The sequence below is a fragment of the Rahnella sp. JUb53 genome (genome assembly GCF_004346065.1).
Taxonomy (GTDB): domain Bacteria; phylum Pseudomonadota; class Gammaproteobacteria; order Enterobacterales; family Enterobacteriaceae; genus Rahnella; species Rahnella variigena.
In genome coordinates this window covers 150971-174347 of sequence record NZ_SLYT01000006.1, presented here as the reverse complement: position 1 = coordinate 174347, position 23377 = coordinate 150971, and the positions used below count along the sequence as shown (strand labels likewise).

Below are 23377 nucleotides of genomic sequence, written 5' to 3'. Positions count from 1 at the left end.
GCAAGCCCTTTTATGCAGGACGGGAGGATATGGAAAATGAGGGGTATTTTAGAAAGCAGCCGGTTTCCATTGAGCAAACCGGCTGTAAGTCAGAGGAAATCTTTGGCTTTATTCAGCAGTGAAGCTTTAGTGATCACGCCCAGTAACCGCCGCGATTCGGCATCTTCCAGCACCGGAAGACGTTCCAGCGGCGAGTTGCTGAACATCGCCCATGCCTGCTCGTAGCTGGCTTGCTGGAAAATCGTGGTGAACTCCTGCTCGATAAATGAGTCCATCGGGCTGTCGGATTTCACGCTGCCATCGATAAGACCGGCGGCCACCACGTTAGTCGGCACCACGCCGAGAAAACGCTCTTCCCGATCCACCACGTACACATAGCGCGTGCGCTGTTTCAGCCCTTCGCTGACCACTTCAGACAGCGAGGCATCAACGTACATTTTCGAACACGGTGAAATCAGCGAGGCCACCGTGCTGTATTCAAAGGCATTTTTCGCCGCAAACCGCGCATTATGCCGTGCCAGCACCGGATAGGTTCCGCCGACTTTAAGGCGGGAAGCCACCACATAAGAGATCGCCGTCGCCAGCATCAGCGGGAACAGCAGCGAACTGTTGAGGGTCATTTCGAACGCCATCATGATCGACATCAGCGGCGCGTGACTGGTCGCTGCCAGCAGCGCACTCATGCCAATGGCGGCGTAAAGCCCGACCGGACCGGGATCAAATCCCAGCCATTGCAGGAAAGTACAGACCAGCGCCCCGCCCGCTGCACCAATCAGTAACGATGGCGTAAATAATCCGCCCACCGCACCGGAACCGATGGTGATCGCCGTCGCGACAATTTTCAGGATCAGCAGCACCAGCAACGACGTCTGTAAGTCGCCATTGTTAAGAATTAAATCGATGACTTCAAAACCGTTACCGAGCACCAGCGGCGAAATCATCGCCACCAGCCCGACACCCAGTCCGCCCAGCCCGAGACGCAGCGCGGGATGAGAAATGGGTTTCATCCACTGACGGACTTTATCAATAGACGAGATAAACAACGGCCCGAGGATCCCCGTCGCCACGCCGATAATCAGCACGGTTAAAATCGCGCCGGGAGACGGACTGAAAGACACAGAGGAATAAAGATAAAGCGGCGCGTAGTCCGTCAGCGATCTCACGGTAAGCACTGCGACCGAGGCCGAAATGAACAGCGGGATCAGCCGCTGCACGGCGGTCACGCCGAAGGCGATTTCTGCCACAAACAGCGCACCGGCAAACGGGGCGTGATACACCGCCGCCAGCCCGCCAGCCGCGGCCATCGCGATAATATCCGACTGATGGACGCCTTTAAACCGTGAAAAGCGCCCGAGCAGACTGCCGCTGAGCGCCGAAAGTTGCACCATCGCCCCTTCCCGACCAATTGAACCGCCGCTGGCAATACTGGCCAGTGACGACAACCCGCGCAATACGGTGCTGACTACCGGAATGCCCGGCAAACGCTGATCAATCACATCCAGATAATCGGGCATCTTGCCGTGTTTGTTTTCGTAACGCAGCGCCAGGATCAGGATGAAACCGGCAATCACGCCACCGGCGGTGGTGATCAGCGGCCAGATGAGTTTCGGGTATTCGTTGAAAGCTTTGGTGATGTCACTGCCGTCCGTGAACATCAGGCCGTTGACACCTGAAATGGCCCCGCGAAATGCAATCGTCACCAGCGCGGCGACAATCCCGGCGGGAATGGCAATCAGCAGGTTTATCAGATCGCTCTTTTGCAGGTATTCAGGATTTAGGGCTTTCAGCGTCATAAGATCTCATCGTGAGAACAAGGGGAACGAATAACTCTTTTAGGTTTGCCGTACTCCTCCCCTGCGCAGGGGAAGGAGCAGACCAGGCTTTATTAGTGAGCCAAAAACTTCTCGAGGAACTGTTTTGTGCGGGCGTGTTGCGGATTAGAGAACAGCTCTTTCGCGGGCCCCTGCTCCACGATCCGGCCCTGATCCATAAAGATCGCCCGGTCCGCGACATCGCGGGCAAAGCTCATTTCATGCGTCACGATCACCATGGTGCGATGCTCAAGCGCCAGTGCGCGGATAGTGTTAAGCACTTCGCCGACCAGCTCCGGATCCAGCGCTGAGGTCGGTTCATCGAACAAAATCACTTCCGGGTTCATCGCCAGTGCGCGGGCAATAGCCACACGCTGCTGCTGACCGCCGGAAAGGCGTCGCGGATAGGCATTTTCTTTGCCATTTAATCCGACCTTTTCCAGCAACTGACGCGCGGTGGCGATAGCCTTTTCTTTCGGCTCGCCCTTCACAATCACCGGCCCTTCAATAATGTTTTCCAGCACAGAGCGGTGCGGGAACAGATTGAAGTTCTGGAAGACAAAACCGACCTGTTTGCGCAGTTCGCGCACTTTATCTTTTTGCTTGCTGATTGGCTTACTGGCATCAATTTCGATATTGCCGACTTTGATGGTGCCGCCATCCGGCTCTTCCAGCAGATTAATACTGCGCAGTAACGTGGTTTTACCGGAACCGCTCGGCCCGATAATCGCCACGACTTCTCCGGCATTCACCTGCAAATCAATACCATGTAACACCGTCTGCTTGTTGAACTTTTTAGTCAGTTGCTTTACGTCGATAGTACTCATGAAGGCTCCTGATCCTGACGGTTAACGCGGTCTTCCAGACGGTTTTGCAGGAAGGATAAAACGGTCGCCAGCACCCAGTAGATAACGGAGGCGGCCAGATACATGGTGAACACTTCCAGCGTGCGCGAGGTAACCAGCTGCGCCTGACGGAACAGTTCCGGCACCTGAATGGTGGCGGCCAGCGAAGTATCTTTCACCAGACCGATAAAGCTGTTACCGAGCGGCGGAAGCGCCGTGCGCGCGGCCTGCGGTAAAATCACGCGGCGCAGCGTCTGCCACGGACTCATACCAATACTTGCCGCCGCTTCCCACTGCCCTTTTTCAATCGACGAAATCGCCGCACGCAGGGTTTCCGAGGTGTAAGCCGCGGTGTTTAAAGACAGGCCAATCATCGCCGCCGGAATAGGATCCAGCTCGATACCGAACTGCGGCAGGCCGTAATAAATCATGAACAACTGAGCAATCAGCGGCGTGCCACGGAATACGGACACGTAAAAACGCGATATCCACGACAGCGGCCAGAAATGCGAAAGGCGCATCAGCGCCAGGATGAAGCCCAGAATCAACCCGAAGACCATTCCGCCCAGACTGAGCTGAAGGGTAAACAGGGTACCTTTCAATAAAAATGGTGCTGAATCCAGCACCAGTTGAATACTTTCTTGCATCTAAGACCTTTAGATTTTCTGGATCTTTGAGATATTCACATATGCTCTAAATAAATGAACTTGCAGCAAGGCAGCAAGTGCGCGAGTCCCGATGAGCTTACACAGGTAAGTGATTCGGGCGAGCAAGCGCAGCTAACGCCGGGGCAAGTTCAGTTATGACGAGCATTACTTCGTCACGTCAGCACCAAACCACTTTTCAGAGATCTTCGCGAGTGAACCGTCTTTCTGCATTTCAGCAATCGCCGTGTTGATCGCCGCCAGCAGTTCAGGGTTGTCCTTACGGATTGCTACGCCGGATTCCTGACGGGAGAACGGTGCGCCTGCAACAGCCAGGGTATCACCAGTTTTCTTCACCAGATCCAGTGCCGCCAGACGGTCAACCAGAATCGCATTGATACGGCCTACGCGCAGATCCTGATATTTAGTCGGGTCATCATCATAAGTACGGACATCAACACCTGGCACGTTCGCACGCAGCCATTGTTCGTAGTTAGTACCCAGACCCACGCCGACTTTTTTGCCTTTCAGATCTTCAGGTTTGGTAATCGAGCTTTCTGCGCCCTTCTTCACCAGCGCCTGAATACCGGACACGGTGTATGGCGTAGAGAAATCGTATTTTTTCTGGCGCTCAGGAGAAATGGTCACCTGGTTGATAACCACATCAATACGCTTGGATTCCAGTGAAGCCAGCATACCGTCCCACTTGGTCGGTTGCAGTTTAGCTTTCACGCCCATGTGCTGTGCCAGCGCATCAGCGAAATCCACTTCAAAACCGGTCAGTTTGCCGTCTTCACCCTGGAAACTGAACGGAGGATACGTGCCTTCAAGACCGACGATCAATGTGCCGCGATCTTTGACTTTCTTCAGTAAACCTTCATCCGCAAAGCTGTTGCTGATAAGCCCGGTGGATAATGTCACGGCCACTGCCCCGAGGACTAAACGACGACGTAACGCTGAAAAACCCATATTCACCTCAATTATTGTTCATTATAAAAAGTTATATGCCTTACTGATTTGCGCACAGTAGCACCGGTCGCATCAGTTATCAGGAATATAATTCTATAATCTTAGCTCAAAAAAGCATAAGCGCATTTTAGGCGATCAAACTTGCGGATGATACGCAAACAGTGCCGGTGCGCCACCCGTGTGAATGAACAGGATCGGGCCTTCATCCGGGAACAAACCGCGCTCGATGCCGTCGAGCAATCCGGCCATCGCTTTGCCGGTATACACCGGATCCAGCAGCATGGCTTCCTGCTCTGCCAGCAGTTTTACTGCTGCCATTCCGGCTTCGTTCGGCTCACCGTAGCGCGGAGCAAAATACTCATCCCACAAAATAATCTGTGGCGCGTTGTCATCAAACTGAAGCGATGTTGCCACTTCACGGGCAATGGCTTCCACTTTCGGACGCTGATCCTGCGCACTGCGTGACACTGTCACGCCAATCAGTTGCGTGTCTGGCATCAGGTGATGCAGTGCTACCGCCAGCCCGGCGTGCGTTCCGGCGCTGCCGGAAGCCACCACGACGGCGCTAAAATCAACAAAATTGGCCGAAGACTGCTCGGCGATTTCCAGTGCGCATTGCACATAGCCCAGCGCACCGAGCGCATTCGAGCCGCCGACCGGCACAACGTACGGACGGAACCCCTGCGCTTCCAGACGTTCTGCCTGTTCTGCCAGCTGCGCCATCGGATCATGCAGCGCCTCGCACATCACCACTTCCACATTAAATAAATCCAGCAGAAGACGGTTACCGTTAGTCAGATAATTGGCTTCTGTGGTGCCGATTGGGTTTTCCAGCAGCGCCACGCATTTCAGACCCAGTTTGGCTGCCACGGCTGCCGTCTGACGCACATGGTTAGACTGAATAGCCCCGGCGGTCACCAGCGTATCCGCGCCTTCTGCCAGCGCGGCTGCCGCCAGATATTCCAGCTTACGCAGCTTGTTGCCGCCCAGCGCCAGCGGGGTGATGTCGTCGCGCTTAATGTAAATGTCGCGTCCGGTGAATTCCGAGAGACGATGCAGTTTCTCCAGCGGCGTCGGGCTGCTTAAGAGTTCGAGACGGTCAAAGGCTTCCAGCCGGGTTTTAAGCAAAGAAATTTTAGCAGGCACAATGTTCCCCTGACGCACAGACGTGTCGCCGTGCGAAGTCGTTATAGTCGAAGTTGGGTAGAGTCTGGAGAATGGTAATAAAGTCAGTATATGAAGAATTTATACTTTGCGCAGAGCGGGATGCAAGACAAAAAAACAGGCCCCCGCAGGAGCCTGTTTGTGTGTTGCGTTATGCAGATTTCTGCCAGGCCAGATACTGGTCGTATTTGCGCAGGGCAATACGGTAGTTATCGTGTCCCGCCACCGGCAAATCACTGATGATCCGCTGGTGGATACTGTCCCCGGAAAGTTTATCCAGAGGATAGTTATTGGCAGAGAGGATTTCATCCAGACGGCGGAGGCGGACAACGTACTCGCGCACCGTGCTGTGATTCATCTCAGTCTGTTCGAACAGATATTGTTTAAACGCCATAATGTCGAAATAAGACGAATGGCTGTTACAGCTTATCTCACTGCAAAAACGACACAGTGCGGTCAGTTCCTGCGACAGGTTGTGCCACACGTCATCATCAATAGGCTGGTCCATCTTGGCGATGGCCTCTTTATTGATGATTTGCCCGCGAAACACCAAGGCCATCCTGTCGAGTTCTTTTGCACACTGTGAGCAGTGAGTCTGACTGTGTTTAAAATCTTTAAGATAACGGCTTAAAGGCCTTGTTTTGATTCCCGCTGGCATAAATTTATTCCTGATAAGGGATATAAAATGTATAACCGGCCAGGAAAAAGCGGATCAGTGGTCGTTTGCCAGACGTGTGCGCAAGCGCTTAATCGCCTGACTGTGGAGCTGGCTTACCCGGGATTCCCCGACATCCAGCACCGCCCCGATCTCTTTTAAATTCAACTCTTCCTGGTAGTAAAGCGTAAGTACCATCTTTTCCCGTTCTGGTAACGCATCGATAGCTTCCATCACCCGGTGGCGCAAATTGCCCTCCAACAGATGATGTAACGGGTTGGCCTCTTCGTGCCCTTCCATCAATGCCTCGGCAGTATCGCCGTGCTCTTCACGCCACTCGTCATATGAAAACAACTGGCTGCTGTTCGTGTCCATTAATATTTGCCGGTATTCCTCAATGGGAATATCCAGCGTCTGCGCCACCTCTCCTTCACTCGGTGGTCGCCCTAATTTTTGTTCTGCGCTATGCATCGCCTGAGACACTTCGCGCGCGTTACGTCTGACGCTGCGTGGTACCCAGTCGCGGCTGCGCAACTCATCAAGCATTGCACCGCGGATACGCTGGACGGCATACGTAGTAAACGCCGTTCCCTGCATCGCATCAAAACGCTCAACCGCATTTAACAGGCCGATCCCTCCCGCTTGCAGTAGATCATCAAGCTCTACGCTGGCGGGAAGCCGCACCTGCAAACGCAGGGCTTCATGGCGCACGAGCGGAACATAGCGCTGCCACAAAGAATTTTTGTCTATCACGCCGTCGGCGGTATACAGATCGCTCACTGTCGTAACCTGGCAAATTGAGGGTCAGTATCATTGTGCCAGTGCTATTTGCTGTTCAATCGGCTGAATAAGGCCAGAAAAGCGCGGTTATTTTGATTATGTCTCGCACATTCTGTTTTTGACTGCCCATCACGACGCGCGAACGATGGTATAAAAAACCATCACAACATAAAGATTATCCTAAATTATACCAGCGAATGGTTTTCATTTAACCCACTGAATCGTAAATTTTGGTTAAAAAAAACCCCGCCGAAGCGGGGTTTAAGCTGTTTATGACCGGACTGCGTAATTTGTCTGCGAAGACAATTATTGCAGCAGGGACAGTACAGACTGAGGAACCTGGTTAGCTTTAGACAATACTGAAGTACCCGCCTGCTGCAGGATCTGTGCTTTAGACATTGCTGAAACTTCTGTTGCGTAGTCAGCATCCTGAATACGGCTCTGTGCGGACTGCAGGTTGGTGGTGGTGTTCGCCAGGTTGGTGATGGCAGAATCGAAACGGTTTTGAATCGCACCCAGTGAAGAACGGAAATCATCAACCTTGCTGATTGCTGCGTCGATAGCTTCCAGCGGATCAGTAGTCTTAGCCGTTGGAACAGCTGTCAGAGTGTCTTTAGACAAATCAGCACCTGACAAATCTGCGCTTTTATACACTTTTGCATCCGAACCAGTACCAACAGTAACAACTTCAGTTTTACCGTCTAAACCACCTAATTCAACTTTAGCAGTCTGAGAAGTGCCAGTAGAATCTTTATAAGTTGCGGTTTTAACAGATACGTCACCAGTAGTTGCGTCTACATTTGCTGCATACAACTTACCATCGGTACCTTTCAGAGCATAAACGCCGGTATCTTTACCGTCTGCGTCCTGAAGTTTGTAAAGTGCCGCCCCGGTAATAGAAGCGGTGTTAGTGTCTGTACCGATAGAAACGGTAGTAGCAGGAGCTGTGCTGTCTTCAACTGCTGCAGTAGCAGCGGTAATCGTTGTATTACCTGCACCTGGAGTCGCACCAACTGTTCCAAGTGTTGCAACACGAGCTGTGCCTGCCGTGGCGTTTGCGGCTACGTTGACGGAATAGATGCCGTTCTCTGCCGGAGTACTGGAACCTGTCACCGTTGCAAATACAGCACCAGTGCTATCTTTTGACAACGTATACGCAGCCGCACCGCCTGCAAACCCAGCAACACTCGTGGCAATTGCAGCATCATCAATTGCCACCGTAGATCCAGCGGTACCCAATGTAGTAATAGCTGTACCGGTAGTCAAAGTGGTTGGACTTTGGACGCTGAAGCCGCTCAGGCCTAAAGTTGATGAGTCAATTTTCTGCAGGTCGATATCGATAGTCTGGCCGTCGTTTGCGCCAACCTGGATAGACATAGTCTGGTTGGAAGCCAGTACTTTCACGCCGTTGAACTGAGTCTGACCAGATACACGGTCGATTTCAGACAGACGGGAGGTGATTTCGTCCTGGATTGATTTCAGGTCGGAATCGGAGTTGGTGCCGTTAGCAGCCTGAACAGACAGCTCACGAACACGCTGTAAGTTGTTGTTGATTTCGCTCAGTGAACCTTCAGTGGTCTGCGCAACGGAGATACCGTCGTTGGCGTTACGTGAAGCCTGAGTCAGACCATTGATGTTTGAAGTGAAGCGGTTAGCAATCGCCTGACCAGCAGCGTCATCTTTTGCGCTGTTGATACGCAGACCGGAGGACAGACGCTCGATAGCGGTGCTCAGTGCGGACTGGGATTTGTTCAGGTTGTTCTGAGTCATCAGAGACAGCGTGTTGGTATTGATAACTTGAGCCATGAGTGTATTCCTTCAAATCTGGTTAAGGGTTCGGGCTTATTGCCCACGGCGTTCATCACCGTCCAAACTTGTATCGGCGCTACACCCGCAACCTTTAGAATTATTTCTCAAAAAACTTCGATTTCTTACCTTGAGAATTACCCTTCCTTATACCGCCTATTCAGCCCATTACTTTTTGTTGCATTCCATTAAACTTTTTCTCCGTCGTGCCGATAGGGCTTAAAGACTCTTATACAACTTGTAAAGGATACATATGGCCACTGTCTCTTCATTAGGTATCGGCTCAGGCTTAGATTTATCCACCTTGCTGGATAACCTGACGACCGCAGAAAAAGCGCGTTTAACCCCGATCACTACAGCGCAAACCAGCTACAGCGCGAAGCTGACTGCTTATGGAACTTTGCAAAGTTCACTGCAGACATTTGCTGATGCCACTTCCGCCCTAAATAGCGCAGATGTTTACGCATCAACAACAGCAACCTCCAGCAACACGTCCGCATTTACTGCAACGACAGCGGCTGGCGCGGCATCAGGCAAATATACGGTAAACGTTACGCAACTGGCGCAGGCGCAAGTTTTGGTTTCAGGAACAGCGACTGATAGCAGCAGCGCGCTGGGCGAAACATCAACATCAGGGACTCGCACCCTTTCCATCACTCAGGGCGATGGCAAGCCGGTCACTATTTCTCTGACCGATGCCCAGACGTCATTAGCCGGGATGCGTGATGCCATTAATGGTGCAGATGCGGGCGTTACTGCCAGTATTTTGAAGGTATCTGACGGTAGCTATCAGTTGATTGTGTCCGCGAACGATACCGGAACAGATTCGCAAATGACCCTGAGCGTCACCGGCGATGACACGCTGAACGCGTTCATTGGTTATGACTCTGCAACCAACACCGGTGGCATGACGCAGAACGCTGAAGCGAAAAATGCTGAACTCAGCGTAAATGGCATTGCTCTTGAACGTCAGAGCAATGAAGTGACCGATGCTCCAGAAGGGGTGACGCTAAATCTGCTGGCAACCACTGACAGCGCCGCGACGCTGACTGTGAAGAAAGACACCAGCGATGCCAGCACCAAGATCCAGGCATTTGTGACCGCGTATAATGCATTGCAAACCACCTTCACAAATCTGACCAAATACACCGCGGTAGACAGTAACACCGATACACAAGACACCAGTAATGGCGCTCTGTTAGGTGACAGTGCCTTACGCACGATTCAGTCAAAGCTTAAGACTGCTGTAACCTCAGCATTTAATTCCAATGGAATTAGCTCACTCGCAAGCATTGGGATCACAACAGATCCTGATACGGGTAATCTTGAAGTCGACAGCGATAAACTCGATACAGCGCTGAGTAATAGCACTAGCGATCTTAAAACCATGCTGTTGGGGGATGGTAAAACAACCGGGGTTATCACAGGAATTAATAATCTCAACGTCACTTTCCTCAATACCGATAGCGGCACCATTGCGACAGCAAAAACAGCCGTTAATACCACGTTGAAAAGCCTGACCGAGCAATACAACAAGGTCAACGACAGTATTAACACCACTATTGCCCGTTATAAAACGCAATTCACAGCACTTGATGTGGCTATACAAAAGCTCAACAGCACCGCGGATTATCTAACGCAGCAGTTCGATGCAATGACAACTTCAAGTTCTAGTTCGTAAGGATAGAAAGCCATGTATAACCCTAAAGGAACCGACGCCTATGCTCAGGTAGGCCTCGAAAGTGGCGTCATGAGCGCCACGCCATATCAGCTGGTCACCATGTTATTTGACGGGGCGCGCAGCGCCCTGATCCGTGCCCGTATTTTTATCCAGCAAGGCAGCATTGCCGAAAAAGGCAAATCGCTGTCTATGGCTATAAATATTATCGACAGCGGACTGAAAGCCGGATTAAGTCGCGAGAAAGGCGATCCTGAATTAGTGGATAACCTGGAAGCGCTTTATTCCTATATGGTCCGTCGTTTATTACATGCCAATTTACACAACGATCAAGAGGCCATCACGGAAGTGCTGGCCTTGCTTGAAAACATCGCCGATGCCTGGCGGCAAATCGGCCCAAACTACCACCCGTCGCAGGACCAATATAATGGATCAACATCAGTATCTGGTTAATGAATATCAACTGATCCTGTCTTTAAGCGAGCAGATGTTGCGGCTGGCGAATGAAGAGAAATGGGATGAGCTGGTCGAGCTCGAAGTCAGTTACGTTAAAGCAGTAGATGCAACGACGAAGTTACCGATGTCAGAACAGACATCGATCATGGTTCAGAATGATATCCGCCGTTATTTGCGTATCATTCTGGATAATGAAAATACGGTTAAAACGTTATTACAAGCGCGGATGAAAAAACTCACCGAGCTGATCGGGCAGTCGTCAAAACAACAACAAGTAAATATGACTTACGGAAAGATTGATCTCCGTTCGATTGCATTTGGCGATCGCCAGTAATTATTGATCCCTGAAAAATTTAAAGTTAAGTTGGTTTTACTTTTCAATATTTCTTGTACAAAAAGTTTTCAGAGGCAGAGAGCGCCTGGCTGCCAGGGCTGGCACTCTCTGGTCTTCTCTTGTGACACACGTTCCATCCGGCAGCCTGTTTGTATCAGCATAAGCGGGAACTTTATATCAGGCAGCAAGCAACAAATTGCGGTCGTCTTTTTTCGGGCATCATCAACATGGTTCGTAAAATAAAAGTGACACCAGGGATAGGAACTATTTCACTGCTTATTCAGCACAGTGAACTTTTTATTCATGATGTTTATATTAATAAGCCACAGTTGATCCTTGTTCAGAATGGCAGTCTTTCAATAAACTATCAGGAACAACAGGTTACGCTGCAATCCGGCGAAATGCTGGTTCTTAACAGCGGACAAACCCTGAGCCTGACACACCATCTTTCCGATAACGGCCCGTTTAGCAGCGCCATTATGGCGTGGGATCATCAGTTACTCACCGATGCCGGACTCCATGCCACCGGCTTTAGTCCGCCGCTTATCTCTGTCGAAAACTTACAGGTTATTCCGCATATTCCCACCGCCTTTAAACAAAGTTTTACCGACACGCACAGCGCCATTCTCTGGCACCACGGCCTGCCCGCAGCCATTACCCGCCACCGCATGATCGAACAACTCTTATGGTTATCACAACTCGGCGTGCGTTATTCGCTGCAACACCCTGAAACCGTCACAGAACAGGTACGCGAACTGCTGATCAATAATCTGCATAAATCATTTACGGCGGCAGAAGTGGCCGAAAATCTGATGATGAACGAGGTGATGCTGCGAAGACGTCTGGCGGCAGAAGATTGTGTCCTGAGAAATCTGATGATTGATGTACGCATGACCCATGCCCTGCGGCTTTTGCAATGTACAGATCTGGCGATTTCGCATATTGCCCATCAGGTCGGCTACGAAAGTGCTTCACGTTTTGCGGAGCGTTTTCGTAAACGTTTTGGCTTCGCCCCGACCGCTATTCGCGGACATTTGCGCCCTCTTTCGGCGCAGACGCAAGGCACAACCGAAGAAATATAACAATTCACACCAAAGCGCCACACAACAAAAGCTTGAGTAACATCACACAATAATTGATTACCAGATGTTAACGGAATATCATACCCGCCGTCATTTTTATCCATATTCAGGGGTCAGTTGTGCACGTTTGGTGGGAAGTTATTAAGACGATTTACTGGGGCGGACTGGGTATTGCGGTGTTGTTTACCCTTCTGGTGAGCCGTGACACGATTAAAATAAGATTGTTAACCTCCGGCATTATCGGTTTCACCTGGCCTATGAGCCTGCCCGTGGTGATGTTGTTCTCTCTGTTCTGATGCATAGTGCCTGATGCAGAGTGCCTGTAGATATTGGCCAAAAGAAAACCCGGCCTGACCTGTAAGGGTCAAAACCGGGTTACGTTCAAAACGCTGTATCTTTAGGGTTCTGACGATTACTTACGTGTCTGAACCCAGAAGCCGTGGATCAAGCCTGGCAGATAACCACACAGTGTCAGAATGATGTTCAGCAGAAACGCACCGCCAAAACCATTACCTATCAGCACGCCCAGCGGCGGCACCAGAATAGTGATTAACACTCTCCAAAATCCCATACTTATCTCCCTTTGGTTATCATTAACTTAATGATAGACCATCGCCCTGTGCCCCGGACATCAGATGAAACCTAATTGATCAGCTCGAGCATGATTTCTACGTCACGGCGGGCTTTTTCCAGTAACTGCACATCCCCGTCACGGTACTCCGCATCTGTGACCTGATGAATCTGACGCATCTGCCATCTCACCTGATTTTTTTGCTCTTCGGTCATGCTGCGGCACATCACGATGATAAAATTGCGCAACATCATTTGTTGCATGGCAGTTTCTTCGGCGTGTTTGTTGACCGTCATGACCAAATCTATAACATGTTTCTCTGCCATCGCGGGAGCCTGCCGGGTTAGTGAATCAGTCAGGCCAGACTAGCACGTGGGCATCAATGCGAAAGGCTGAGCTGATAAGGTTTGACCCGCTATTTCAGCGTGTAGATTTTTAACGGACAAATGACAATGTTTTCCACTGAAGCTGTTTTTCAGCGCCTGGCAGCCTCGCCCTTCCGCCAGCGCTTTCATCTTGGCCCGAAAGAGTATTCTTATTGTCAGGATAAAGGCGCGGCAGACATCAGCCGCCACGCTGCAGATTTCATTGCCAGCCGTCTTGCGCCATCCGAACCGCAAAATGATGGGAAACAGACACCTATGCGCGGCCATCCGGTATTTATCGCGCAACACGCGACCGCCACCTGCTGCCGGGGATGTCTGGAAAAATGGCATGGCATTCCCGCGCATAGCGAAATGTCAAAAACCCAGCAAGATTATACCGTTACGATAATCATGCACTGGCTGAATATCGAAATGCAGCGCCCTGTTCCCGTCGCTAAGCCGCGAAAACCTAAGCAGAAAAAGCCCGATAACGGCGATGAAGCACAACAACTCAATTTGTTGTAAGAGGAATGTCACACTCAGAGAAAAATAAAAAGTGACTTTCATCACATATTTTTAGCTTTCACCAGCCAGTCCCCCATCGTGCTCTATAATTTTAAGGAATTTAAAAAAGTGTCACGGGTAGCCCTCAGCGCACCCTTTTAGCAGTGCTTCTTGTGCAGTCTTTAAGATGGTTTTTCCAGGTGAAACGAGTTCGAAACTTGTTGTCAGGATAATTGCCCACATTGGGAAAAGGAGCATGCATGTCTGAGTATCATTATTTACTGGTTGGAGGAAGTCGCAACGGACAACGGCATGTCGATAAATGCCATCAGTTTTCGTTGTGCTTCTGGGAAGATGCATCAAAGCACGCAGAGCGCGAATTTTACGGTAAGCAAAACGAGCGCTACAAAGTGAATCCGGAAAAAGGGGCAGACGGGAACTGGTATCTCGTTGGCTATTGCGGAAATTGTTCGAAAATCAAGGCTGATGAATTAAGTAACCAGGCGCTGACCAAGCACGTCAAGCCCCTGATGTAACCCGCAACACATTATGATGAAGTCATTAAACCCCGCCCGTTTCGCGGGGTTTTTGCTTTTAAGCCGCCATCCCCTGAATGTTTCTGGCAAAGAAAGCGACATGACCGCCCAGCGTAAAGTGCGCTTCATGATGTCCCAGCCGTCCGAGAGGGGCGATGCGCAGAATTTCCCCCTCAAATTCGCCATCCTGAATGCTGGTGATCACGACATCAAGCTGATAACTGGCCGGATGAACACCCACCGGAAACGTGAGTAATTTTACCCGGTCGCCTACCTGAAAACGTGTAAGCAACGGCAACGGTGCCTGTTCGAACAGATCCTGATCCATATGTGACTCCTTGTTTTCCAGTGAGATTAATTAAAGGATAGAATATGTCACCGCGTCCTGCCGGATACCGGCGTGAAGCACTTCTCTCTTTCAGCATTTATTGTGCTCAAAACATCATAAGGATTGGCCGTGAAAAAATTAACGCCAGAGCAATGCATCATCCTGACCGGTTTTACCGGCATTCTGCATGGCGAATTTGAGTGGTTTCACGAGGATTTGGAAAAACGCCTGGGCCGCGAAGTTCAGACATCAGAACTGGGCTACCCGGAATTTATGCAAGAGTGCCGTGGCCTCTATGAAGACGATTTTAACAACCTGATGCCTGATTAACCTGAACGCGGATCCGTGTTTCCTGATAAACGTGTTTCCTGATGAACCTGATGAATAAGAAAGGCCGGACAGTTTTCCTGTCCGGCCTCTGATCTCTTAAGCTTAATGCGTTGAAGTTTAGGGTTTTATAATCCCCCGGATGAAGTTTTCATTCACCCGGATCACATTCCCGGTCTCCACATTCATGACCTGGTATTGCACTGGCGTAAGCTCATCCAGCACAGCGACAACTTCAAACAAACCTGGTGTAAAAGTAAGCGTGACAAAAACGCCAACAGGATAGACAGCCATATTTTTATCCTTAGAATCAATTTCTTATATTTTACTGCTTTGCACCCTGAGTGATCATGCGCCTTCTATTAATCACACAGAGTTATTTCATTGTATACATTAATCACGTCGGATAAATGTTACTGAAATGAATTAGGTATAACCTATAAAAAGAACGCAGTGGTTGAAAATCAGACAACTCTGACAGACGTTTCCAGATCATCATTAAATTTCACACTCTTCCTGCGTCTGCACGGCTTTCAGCCACAGTTCCCTTATTTGCTCCCTTGTTTTTGGTGTAATTCCGGTTAAGAATACGTGTCCATTTTGTTGCGATGAGAGCCCACGCTGTGAGTGCCCAGATTTTTGAAACCGATGCCACCCACCCGCATTTAACCCGGCTTATTGCAGAGCTGGACGCGTATCAATACCCGCTTTATCCGCCTGAATCTTTTCAGGGGATTAACATCACTGAGCTTGATGAAGGTGAAATTACCTGTTTCATGGCGAAGGTAGATGACGACTGGGCCGGTTGCGCCTGCCTGTACATTACCCGACAGGGGCTGGCTGAGATGAAACGGGTTTATGTAAATCCTTTGTTTCGCGGGCAAGGTATCGCATCACTGCTGATCGCCGCAATGGAAAAGAAACTGAAAGCGCTGGGACACCGGGAGCTGTTTCTGGAAACGGGCGTGTTTCAGGAAAAGGCCATTACCCTGTACGAGAAACTGGGTTATTCACGGACGCAGGCATTTGGGGATTATCAGCAGGCACCGGATCCGCTCAGTGTTTATATGATGAAAGCGGTGGCATAAAGCGTTACAGGCAGGAAAACAAATATCTCCATAACGCTGCCTTCTGACAGTGTTATGGAGACGCGAAAAGCCATTACATCAAAACGTTGCTTTTCGTTGCCGTGAGATCATTGGAAGGAATAACCCACTTTTTGAAGGTGATAACAAAGTGTTCTTTGCCCTTAGTGATTTTCGCACCCCGGTCACCGCATTCCAGCGCGAGTTTAAAAAACTCATCACTGTTAATATTAAAAGCCAGTTCGACTTTTTTCACTATACCGGAATTAAGCAGGTCTTCGGCTTCGTGCAATGATTTGGCCTGAATGACTGACATAAATACCTCGTGAGAACAGATTGGATTTGTGTTTGCCCAAACAGGTTATTTCACTTTTGTTTCGTAATTATGACAGTCTTGTGAATATTAAGAGTTTTGCCCATTCATCGCACAAATAATGTTCATTCCGTGCAATCCGTCACATCTAGCTGAGACGAAAATGTTTATCCGGCACTGGCGTATCCGGCAGCTGCGTCTGGTTGTTCATCTCACGCAAGTTAATCTCGATATTGGTACACATGGCATCCATCGGCAGGTGGTTATTGGCATAAGCAAATGGCATTTCCAGCTCTTCCGCCAGCGTGTCCAGCGACAGGAAAGTGTAGGAAATAAATCCCGACACCAGCAACGTCATGTAATGCAGATCAACGACCAGCGCGAACGGCAACAGGCTACAGAATAAATAGACCGTCCGGTGCAGCAACAGACCGTAAGCAAACGGGATCGGCATACTGACGATGCGCTCGCACCCGCCGACCACCTGAGAAAGCTGTAAAAGTGTGGTGTCCATGTGTGCATACACCACATCTGACAGCTCGCCGGTCCGGCGACGTTCGGCCAGCCATTGCGACAGCCGCAGCTGCACCATGTTGGTTTGTGCGCGGCGCGACAGAATGTCTTCTGCATCCTCACCCAGCAAACGCTCCAGATCAGGACGCGGATCGCTGTGGCGCAACTGATGTTTAAGACTGTAACAAAATGCCAGCAACAGTGCTGTCACACGCTGCGCCTCACCCGGACATACCGCCATCACCTGACTTTGCAACGTACGACAGGCAATCAGCAATCCGCCCCACAGCTGCCGGGCTTCTGTATAGCGTGAATAGGCCACGCTGTTTCGAAAGCCGAGGAAGATTGCGATGGACACCCCGAGCAGGCTGAAAGGCGCCAGCGTGAGCTTAACGCCCAGCGTCTCGTACCAGGGCAGACTGAGGATAGCAGCCAGTGACATCAGCAGATTGAGACTCAGACGGAACAAAATACTGGGCAGGACGGAGCCATGCCAGGCGAACAAACGCAAGAACCAGTGACGGGGAGGACGGATTATCATTTTGAGCAGGTGCTTTATGCAGGTGAAGCGATTTTTTTTGCGATTCTTGCAAATAAACCTGCACATGCAAAGGACAATTTTGTGACATTGGTAACATTTTTTCTTGAATCCGCTTACAACCCATTACATTGCAATAATAACGTAACTAAACAATTTGCAACAATTCTCCTCTGCCCCTCACGTTGTGGTTACTTCGTGCCGATAATAGTATTGAGCCGCAATTCTTGTATTCACTGAATGATGTTCATTTTCGCCGCAGTGCTTCAACTGCCGCTATAGTTTGAACATCCGCTTCAGTACATGGCGACAGTCCACGGCGACCTTCCAAATACATTGAAGGATTAGGGCTTTGACAATTTTACTTATTTCTCTGGTTATCTTTATTCTGCTGGCAGCGCTGGTGGCATGGAGAGTAATGAAATCAGCGGCTAAAGACGCCGAGGACAATTATTAATCGTTTTACCGCCTTGTTTTTCTAATACCGGTTTTCAGACATTTGTTTTTAAAAATCAAAAACACCAAATTGTGTGGAAATAAATTCTTTTCATTCCCAAACACAAATAAACTGCCCCCGCTAACCCCTTCGGATTACAGGTACAATTTAATTGATTTCATTATGAAATTTGAAAACCAGTTTATTTACACCGACATGTTCATCACATCCTGATACGCCGCCACCAGTTTGTTTCTGACCTGAACCCCCAGTTGCAGTGAAATTGACGATTTTTGCAGATCGACCATCACATCGTTCAGGCTGACGCCGGGAACGCCCATCTCGAGCTTTTCAGATTCCAGTTTCGCGTTGTTCTGCGTTTCGCTGATCTTGCCTAATGCCGCTTTTAATTCGCTGGCGAAACCCGCTTCTGATGCCGTATCGGTCTGCGGTGCCGCGCCTGCCTGGATGGCAGTGGCCTGCATCTGCTGTAAAACGCTCTCAATGCCTTGAATTGACATGTTTTCTCCGTCTGTCGGGGTGTCACGGTACAAATGGCCTATTTCATGGAATGACACCCTATCACATCAGTTTTTTCCTAAACGCGGTAATTGAACCTAAAAACCATGGCTTATCGGGCCATTAACTTTGCCTTGAGGGGCAAATAATGGCTCACCTAGAAAATAGGCCTGCCTTTATGGAGGACTGATAAATGTCACGCTTCAACGATTGCGCCACCTGGGAGTCTGTTTTGTTAAGAGACAACATGAACACCACCATCCAACAGCTAAATAGGGATCTTGTATGAGTTCCGCAATAGCCGGCGCAGAAACCCCTCGAAGCGGTTTTACTGCGTTGCTTAATCGCCTGCGCGCCAACCCAAAAATTCCTATCGCCATCGCTGCTGCGGCCGCCGTGGCTATTGTTGTTGTGATGATGCTGTGGGCCAAACAGCCTACTTATAAGGTGTTGTTTAGCAACCTCGGTGACCAGGATGGCGGTGCCATCGTCACTCAGCTGACTCAGATGAATATCCCTTATCAGTTTTCTGATAATGGCGGCGCACTGCTTATTCCTGCTGATAAAGTGTATGAAACGCGTCTGAAACTGGCGGCTGCCGGTTTGCCGAAAGGTGGCGCTGTTGGTTTTGAACTGATGGATCAGGAAAAGTTTGGTATCAGTCAGTTCAGCGAGCAGATTAATTACCAACGCGCGCTGGAAGGTGAACTCTCCCGCACCATCGAAACTCTCGGTCCGGTGTCCAGCGCCCGTGTGCATTTAGCTATTCCTAAGCCTTCCCTGTTTGTCCGCGAACAAAAAAATCCTTCCGCTTCCGTAACGCTGAACCTGCAACCGGGTCGCGCGCTGGATGACGGTCAGATCAACGCCATCGTTTATATGGTGTCGAGCAGCGTTTCAGGATTGCCTCCGGCTAACGTCACTGTGGTTGACCAGAGCGGTCACCTGCTGACGCAGTCCGATAACAATGGCCGCGACCTTAATGCTTCCCAGCTGAAATATGCCAATGAAGTGGAAGGCCGCCTGCAACGTCGTATCGAATCCATCCTGCAACCGGTGGTCGGTAACGGCAACGTTCACGCACAAATCACCGCGCAGATTGATTACGCCAGCCGCGAACAGACGGATGAAAATTATCAGCCGAACGGCTCGCCGGATAAAGCAGCAGTGCGTTCGCGTCAGTTAAGCACCAGTGATCAGACTGGCGCGACTGCTGTTGGTGGCGTGCCGGGCGCGCTGAGCAATCAGCCAGCACCGGCTGCAACCGCGCCGGTGACCAATCCGCCAGCGGCTAATAATGCTAACGGCGCACAGAATCAGGCCGGTAATAACGCGCAGAACACCGCCAGCAATACCAGTTCTTCCGGTCCTTCTAACCGTCGTCGTGATGAAACCACGAACTATGAAGTGGATCGCACCATCACTCACACCCAGCACAGCGCCGGTGCCGTTCAGCGTCTGTCTGCGGCAGTCGTCGTTAACTATCAGGTTGGTACGGACGGCAAAGCCAAACCGCTGACTGACGATCAGCTGAAGAAAATTGATGATCTGGTGCGTGAAGCGATGGGCTTCTCGCAGGAACGCGGCGATACGCTGAACGTGGTGAATACACCGTTCAACGAAGCGGCCGACGACACCGGCGAATTGCCATTCTGGAAACAACAGGCGTTCTTCGATCAACTGCTCAATGCCGGTCGCTGGTTACTGGTGCTGATTGTGGCCTGGCTGCTGTGGCGCAAGATGGTTCGTCCGATGCTGCGCAAACAGCAGGCAGAGAAAGATGCCGCAGCGGCAGCCGCTCTTGCCGCGTCCCTGCCGCAGCCTGAAGGCAGCAAACCGGTCAAACTCAGCAACGACGAGCTGGAGAAACGTAAGCGTTCACAGCAACGCGTCAGCGTCGAAGTGCAGACTCAACGTGTTCAGGAGCTGGCCGATAAGGATCCTCGTATCGTCGCCCTGGTTATCCGCCAATGGATGAGTACCGAACAACCATGACTATGACCGGAACCGAAAAAAGCGCCATTTTGATGATAACCCTGGGCGAAGACCGCGCGGTGGAGGTGTTCAAGCACCTCTCCCCTCGCGAAGTCCAGCAAATCAGTGGCGCGATGGCCAACATCCATCAGATTTCTAACAAGCAACTGGCGGAAGTCCTTAACGAGTTTGAAGACGAGTCCGAGCAGTACGCGGCGCTGAGCGTGAACACCAGCGAATACCTGCGTGCGGTTCTGACCAAAGCGCTCGGCGAGGAACGTGCGTCGAGCCTGCTGGAAGACATTCTGGAATCGCGCGAAACCACCAGCGGCATGGAGACACTGAACTTCATGGAACCGCTGATGGCTGCCGATCTTATCCGCGACGAGCATCCGCAGATTATCGCCACCATCCTTGTCCACCTCAAACGGGGTCAGGCGGCAGATATTCTGGCGCTGTTCGACGAGCGTCTGCGTAACGACGTCATGTTGCGTATCGCCACATTCGGCGGTGTCCAGCCAGCGGCGCTGGCGGAACTGACCGAAGTGCTGAACAACCTGCTCGACGGCCAGAACCTCAAACGTTCGAAGATGGGGGGTATTCGTACTGCGGCAGAAATCATCAACCTGATGAAAACGCAGCAGGAAGAAGCGGTTATCGAAGCCGTTCGTGGTTACGACGGCGAGCTGGCACAGAAAATTATCGACGAGATGTTCCTGTTCGAAAACCTGGTGGACGTGGACGACCGCAGTATCCAGCGCCTGTTGCAGGAAGTCGAAGGCGAATCGTTACTGGTGGCACTGAAAGGGGCGGAACAGCCGCTGCGCGACAAGTTCCTGCGCAACATGTCCCAGCGTGCGGCCGATATCCTGCGCGACGACCTGGCGAACCGCGGCCCGATGCGTATGTCTCTGGTCGAGAACGAACAGAAAGCTATCCTGCAGACGGTGCGTCGTCTGGCAGAATCCGGCGAAATGATGGTTGGCGGCGGCGAGGACTCCTATGTCTGATAACCCGATGTCCGACAAACCTGCGCCGGAAAAGAAAACCGCTGAAGAGCGTAACGCCGAACGTATTAATGCCTTGCCGTGGCAGCCGTGGAGACCGGGCGACCTCGCAGTCCCTGTTTTCAGCAAACCCGATGAACCTTTGCTGGCTGACAGCGAAGAGGAGCCGGACGACGGACAACCCAAACTTCAGGTCGATCAGAACGAATTGCTGAATCTGCAACGTCGCGCTGAACAGCAGGGTTTCCAGCAGGGTCTGGAAGCCGGTCAGAAACAAGGCTACGCCGCCGGTTTCCAGCAAGGTCAGGAAGCCGGACAGCAACAGGGTTTGCAGGAAGGCCAGCAACAGCAGGCCGTACTGACTGAGCACTGGCAGCATATGGTGTCGGATTTCCAGCAAACGCTGGATGCCCTGGACAGCGTGATCGCCTCGCGACTCATGCAGATGGCGCTGACCGCTGCCAAACAGATTATTGGTCAGGCACCGATTTGTGACGGTTCTGCCCTGCTTAATCAGATTCAACAGCTGATCCAGCAGGAGCCGATGTTTAAAGGCAAACCGCAGCTGCGTGTCAATCCGGCCGATTTCGAGCGCGTCGAGCAACAGCTTGGTGCCAGCCTGAGCATGAACGGCTGGCGTTTGCTTGCCGACAGCCAGATCCACAGCGGTGGCTGCAAAGTCAGCGCGGAAGATGGCGACATGGACGCGTCACTGGCTACCCGCTGGCATGAACTGTGCCGTCTTGCGGCACCGGGAGATCTCTGATGACCGCCCGCCTGAGCCGCCTGCTGAAAACGCTTGATGACGCGGAAAAACGCATGGCCCGCACGCCGTCGGTTCGCCGTTATGGCCGTCTGACGCGGGCAACGGGTCTGGTCCTTGAAGCCACCGGCCTGCAGTTACCTTTGGGCGCAACGTGTCTGATTGAGCGCCACGACGGGCCAGCAGTGCAGGAAGTCGAAAGTGAAGTGGTCGGCTTTAACGGACAAAGTCTGTTCCTGATGCCACTGGAAGAAGTCGAAGGGATTTTGCCAGGTGCGCGGGTTTATGCCCGTATCGCCGCGGATGGTCAGAGCGCAGGCAAACAACTGCCGCTGGGGCCGCAGTTGCTGGGCCGCGTGCTGGATGGCAGCGCCAAACCGCTCGATAGTTTGCCGCCGCCGGATACCGGTTATCGCGCCGCACTGATTACGCCACCGTTTAACCCGCTGCAACGTACACCGATCACCGATGTGCTGGACGTCGGCGTCCGCGCCATTAACGCCCTGCTCACCGTCGGTCGCGGTCAGCGCATGGGTCTGTTCGCCGGTTCCGGTGTCGGTAAATCCGTGCTGCTCGGCATGATGGCGCGCTACACCAAAGCCGACGTGATCGTCGTCGGGCTGATTGGTGAACGTGGCCGTGAAGTAAAAGATTTTATCGAGAACATTTTAGGTGACGAAGGTCGCGCCCGTTCGGTGGTTATCGCCGCACCGGCTGACGTTTCCCCTCTTCTGCGTATGCAGGGTGCGGCGTATGCCACGCGCATCGCCGAAGATTTCCGTGACCGCGGTCAGCACGTGTTGCTGATTATGGATTCCCTGACTCGTTATGCGATGGCGCAACGTGAAATCGCGCTGGCTATCGGTGAACCTCCGGCCACCAAAGGCTACCCGCCTTCCGTGTTTGCCAAACTGCCTGCGCTGGTCGAGCGCGCCGGTAACGGCATCAGCGGCGGTGGTTCGATCACCGCGTTTTATACCGTACTGACTGAAGGCGACGACCAGCAGGATCCGATTGCTGACTCTGCCCGCGCCATTCTTGACGGGCACATCGTGTTATCACGCCGTCTGGCGGAATCGGGACATTACCCGGCGATTGATATCGAAGCGTCTATCAGCCGTGCCATGACATCGCTGATTGATGACGCGCAGTACGGGCGTGTGCGTAATTTCAAACAACTGTTGTCCAGCTACCAGCGCAATCGCGATTTGGTCAGCGTCGGCGCTTACGCCGCAGGCAGCGATCCGATGCTCGACCGCGCGATAAAACTGTATCCGCAAATGGAGAACTTCCTCCAGCAGGACATCATGGAACGCAGTACCTACGAAGACGCCTGTCTGGAACTGAATATGTTGTTCCCGGGCTAACTTTTTA

The 23377-nt window shown here is 51.5% G+C and carries 29 protein-coding genes; 14 read left to right on the top strand and 15 right to left on the bottom strand.

Features of this window, described 5'->3' with window-relative positions; all coding sequences use genetic code 11:
• Nucleotides 1-89: 89 nt before the first annotated feature.
• The 8 genes from EC840_RS15780 to EC840_RS15745 form a co-directional block, all read right to left on the bottom strand.
• On the bottom strand, nt 90-1793 hold the full coding sequence (locus EC840_RS15780; protein WP_132966050.1) for a chloride channel protein: 1704 nt from the start codon (nt 1791-1793) through the stop codon (nt 90-92).
• Between the two features lie 92 nt (nt 1794-1885).
• On the bottom strand, nt 1886-2638 hold the full coding sequence (tcyN, locus tag EC840_RS15775; RefSeq protein WP_120163022.1) for an L-cystine ABC transporter ATP-binding protein TcyN: 753 nt from the start codon (nt 2636-2638) through the stop codon (nt 1886-1888).
• A complete protein-coding gene (gene tcyL, locus EC840_RS15770; protein WP_112291747.1) occupies nt 2635-3303 on the bottom strand; it encodes a cystine ABC transporter permease in 669 nt (222 codons plus the stop codon). Before tcyL ends, tcyN begins: the two co-directional genes overlap by 4 nt.
• 165 nt (nt 3304-3468) lie before the next feature.
• A complete protein-coding gene (tcyJ, locus tag EC840_RS15765) occupies nt 3469-4269 on the bottom strand; it encodes a cystine ABC transporter substrate-binding protein (protein ID WP_120163023.1) in 801 nt (266 codons plus the stop codon).
• A gap of 135 nt (nt 4270-4404) precedes the next feature.
• On the bottom strand, nt 4405-5415 hold the full coding sequence (locus tag EC840_RS15760) for a D-cysteine desulfhydrase (protein WP_132966048.1): 1011 nt from the start codon (nt 5413-5415) through the stop codon (nt 4405-4407).
• A gap of 169 nt (nt 5416-5584) precedes the next feature.
• Complete coding sequence (gene fliZ, locus EC840_RS15755) at nt 5585-6091, bottom strand: flagella biosynthesis regulatory protein FliZ (RefSeq protein ID WP_095922218.1); 507 nt, start codon at nt 6089-6091, stop codon at nt 5585-5587.
• Between the two features lie 54 nt (nt 6092-6145).
• Nucleotides 6146-6868 carry an RNA polymerase sigma factor FliA gene (locus EC840_RS15750; protein ID WP_112291754.1) on the bottom strand — a complete coding sequence of 241 codons (723 nt, stop codon included), beginning with the start codon at nt 6866-6868 and terminating at the stop codon, nt 6146-6148.
• Nucleotides 6869-7174: 306 nt separating this feature from the next.
• On the bottom strand, nt 7175-8674 hold the full coding sequence (locus EC840_RS15745; RefSeq protein ID WP_132966046.1) for a flagellin: 1500 nt from the start codon (nt 8672-8674) through the stop codon (nt 7175-7177).
• 253 nt (nt 8675-8927) lie between these two features.
• On the opposite strand from EC840_RS15745, the gene fliD reads away from it, so the two are divergent.
• The 5 genes from fliD to EC840_RS15720 all read left to right on the top strand — a co-directional run bounded on the left by fliD (nt 8928) and on the right by EC840_RS15720 (nt 12520).
• The gene (gene fliD, locus EC840_RS15740) at nt 8928-10355 is read left to right on the top strand and encodes a flagellar filament capping protein FliD (protein WP_132966045.1); all 1428 of its coding nucleotides are present in this window, start codon (nt 8928-8930) and stop codon (nt 10353-10355) included.
• Nucleotides 10356-10367: 12 nt separating this feature from the next.
• Complete coding sequence (fliS, locus tag EC840_RS15735) at nt 10368-10805, top strand: flagellar export chaperone FliS (protein WP_132966043.1); 438 nt, start codon at nt 10368-10370, stop codon at nt 10803-10805.
• Complete coding sequence (gene fliT / locus EC840_RS15730; protein WP_132966041.1) at nt 10780-11142, top strand: flagella biosynthesis regulatory protein FliT; 363 nt, start codon at nt 10780-10782, stop codon at nt 11140-11142. Before fliS ends, fliT begins: the two co-directional genes overlap by 26 nt.
• Before the next feature lie 227 nt (nt 11143-11369).
• Nucleotides 11370-12224 carry a helix-turn-helix domain-containing protein gene (locus tag EC840_RS15725; RefSeq protein WP_129639887.1) on the top strand — a complete coding sequence of 285 codons (855 nt, stop codon included), beginning with the start codon at nt 11370-11372 and terminating at the stop codon, nt 12222-12224.
• A 119-nt stretch (nt 12225-12343) separates the two neighbouring features.
• A complete protein-coding gene (locus EC840_RS15720) occupies nt 12344-12520 on the top strand; it encodes a GhoT/OrtT family toxin (protein WP_112291764.1) in 177 nt (58 codons plus the stop codon).
• A gap of 116 nt (nt 12521-12636) precedes the next feature.
• On the opposite strand, the gene EC840_RS15715 is transcribed toward EC840_RS15720, so the two are convergent.
• Both EC840_RS15715 and EC840_RS15710 read right to left on the bottom strand, forming a co-directional pair.
• Nucleotides 12637-12795 carry a YqaE/Pmp3 family membrane protein gene (locus tag EC840_RS15715; protein ID WP_015690040.1) on the bottom strand — a complete coding sequence of 53 codons (159 nt, stop codon included), beginning with the start codon at nt 12793-12795 and terminating at the stop codon, nt 12637-12639.
• Nucleotides 12796-12866: 71 nt separating this feature from the next.
• Nucleotides 12867-13121: a hypothetical protein gene (locus EC840_RS15710; RefSeq protein ID WP_112291766.1), complete on the bottom strand. Its 255-nt coding sequence runs from the start codon at nt 13119-13121 to the stop codon at nt 12867-12869.
• A gap of 126 nt (nt 13122-13247) precedes the next feature.
• Between EC840_RS15710 and EC840_RS15705 the strand changes: the two genes are divergently transcribed.
• Both EC840_RS15705 and EC840_RS15700 read left to right on the top strand, forming a co-directional pair.
• A complete protein-coding gene (locus EC840_RS15705; protein WP_207914764.1) occupies nt 13248-13685 on the top strand; it encodes a DUF4186 domain-containing protein in 438 nt (145 codons plus the stop codon).
• 239 nt (nt 13686-13924) lie between these two features.
• The gene (locus EC840_RS15700; RefSeq protein ID WP_112291770.1) at nt 13925-14200 is read left to right on the top strand and encodes a hypothetical protein; all 276 of its coding nucleotides are present in this window, start codon (nt 13925-13927) and stop codon (nt 14198-14200) included.
• Between the two features lie 58 nt (nt 14201-14258).
• On the opposite strand, the gene EC840_RS15695 is transcribed toward EC840_RS15700, so the two are convergent.
• Entirely contained in the window at nt 14259-14528 is a 270-nt protein-coding gene (locus EC840_RS15695) for a hypothetical protein (RefSeq protein WP_112291772.1), read from the bottom strand.
• A gap of 129 nt (nt 14529-14657) precedes the next feature.
• On the opposite strand from EC840_RS15695, the gene EC840_RS15690 reads away from it, so the two are divergent.
• Nucleotides 14658-14858, top strand: a complete 201-nt coding sequence (locus tag EC840_RS15690; RefSeq protein ID WP_112291774.1) for a hypothetical protein — start codon at nt 14658-14660, stop codon at nt 14856-14858.
• Between the two features lie 117 nt (nt 14859-14975).
• Here the strand turns inward: EC840_RS15690 and EC840_RS25290 are convergent, their stop codons facing one another.
• A complete protein-coding gene (locus EC840_RS25290; RefSeq protein WP_165353196.1) occupies nt 14976-15149 on the bottom strand; it encodes a hypothetical protein in 174 nt (57 codons plus the stop codon).
• 329 nt (nt 15150-15478) lie between these two features.
• Here EC840_RS25290 and EC840_RS15685 point away from each other — a divergent pair, with 329 nt between their 5' ends.
• Nucleotides 15479-15943, top strand: a complete 465-nt coding sequence (locus tag EC840_RS15685) for a GNAT family N-acetyltransferase (RefSeq protein WP_112291776.1) — start codon at nt 15479-15481, stop codon at nt 15941-15943.
• A gap of 73 nt (nt 15944-16016) precedes the next feature.
• Here the strand turns inward: EC840_RS15685 and EC840_RS15680 are convergent, their stop codons facing one another.
• Both EC840_RS15680 and EC840_RS15675 read right to left on the bottom strand, forming a co-directional pair.
• A complete protein-coding gene (locus EC840_RS15680) occupies nt 16017-16256 on the bottom strand; it encodes a hypothetical protein (protein ID WP_112291778.1) in 240 nt (79 codons plus the stop codon).
• A gap of 145 nt (nt 16257-16401) precedes the next feature.
• Entirely contained in the window at nt 16402-17307 is a 906-nt protein-coding gene (locus EC840_RS15675; protein ID WP_112291802.1) for a bestrophin family ion channel, read from the bottom strand.
• Here EC840_RS15675 and EC840_RS15670 point away from each other — a divergent pair.
• On the top strand, nt 17257-17544 hold the full coding sequence (locus EC840_RS15670; protein ID WP_132966037.1) for a hypothetical protein: 288 nt from the start codon (nt 17257-17259) through the stop codon (nt 17542-17544). The genes EC840_RS15675 and EC840_RS15670 overlap by 51 nt on opposite strands.
• Before the next feature lie 402 nt (nt 17545-17946).
• On the opposite strand, the gene fliE is transcribed toward EC840_RS15670, so the two are convergent.
• Nucleotides 17947-18261 (bottom strand): flagellar hook-basal body complex protein FliE, encoded by a 315-nt coding sequence (gene fliE, locus EC840_RS15665; RefSeq protein ID WP_120163032.1) that lies wholly within the window; start codon nt 18259-18261, stop codon nt 17947-17949.
• Nucleotides 18262-18544: 283 nt separating this feature from the next.
• Between fliE and fliF the strand changes: the two genes are divergently transcribed.
• Genes fliF through fliI form a run of 4 tightly spaced genes read left to right on the top strand, consistent with a single transcriptional unit; the run spans nt 18545 to nt 23370 of the window.
• A complete protein-coding gene (gene fliF, locus EC840_RS15660) occupies nt 18545-20254 on the top strand; it encodes a flagellar basal-body MS-ring/collar protein FliF (protein ID WP_112291782.1) in 1710 nt (569 codons plus the stop codon).
• Entirely contained in the window at nt 20251-21243 is a 993-nt protein-coding gene (gene fliG / locus EC840_RS15655; RefSeq protein ID WP_112291784.1) for a flagellar motor switch protein FliG, read from the top strand. Before fliF ends, fliG begins: the two co-directional genes overlap by 4 nt.
• 7 nt (nt 21244-21250) lie before the next feature.
• The gene (fliH, locus tag EC840_RS15650; RefSeq protein ID WP_165929045.1) at nt 21251-22006 is read left to right on the top strand and encodes a flagellar assembly protein FliH; all 756 of its coding nucleotides are present in this window, start codon (nt 21251-21253) and stop codon (nt 22004-22006) included.
• Nucleotides 22006-23370, top strand: a complete 1365-nt coding sequence (gene fliI, locus EC840_RS15645; protein WP_112291788.1) for a flagellar protein export ATPase FliI — start codon at nt 22006-22008, stop codon at nt 23368-23370. Before fliH ends, fliI begins: the two co-directional genes overlap by 1 nt.
• Nucleotides 23371-23377: the final 7 nt, after the last annotated feature.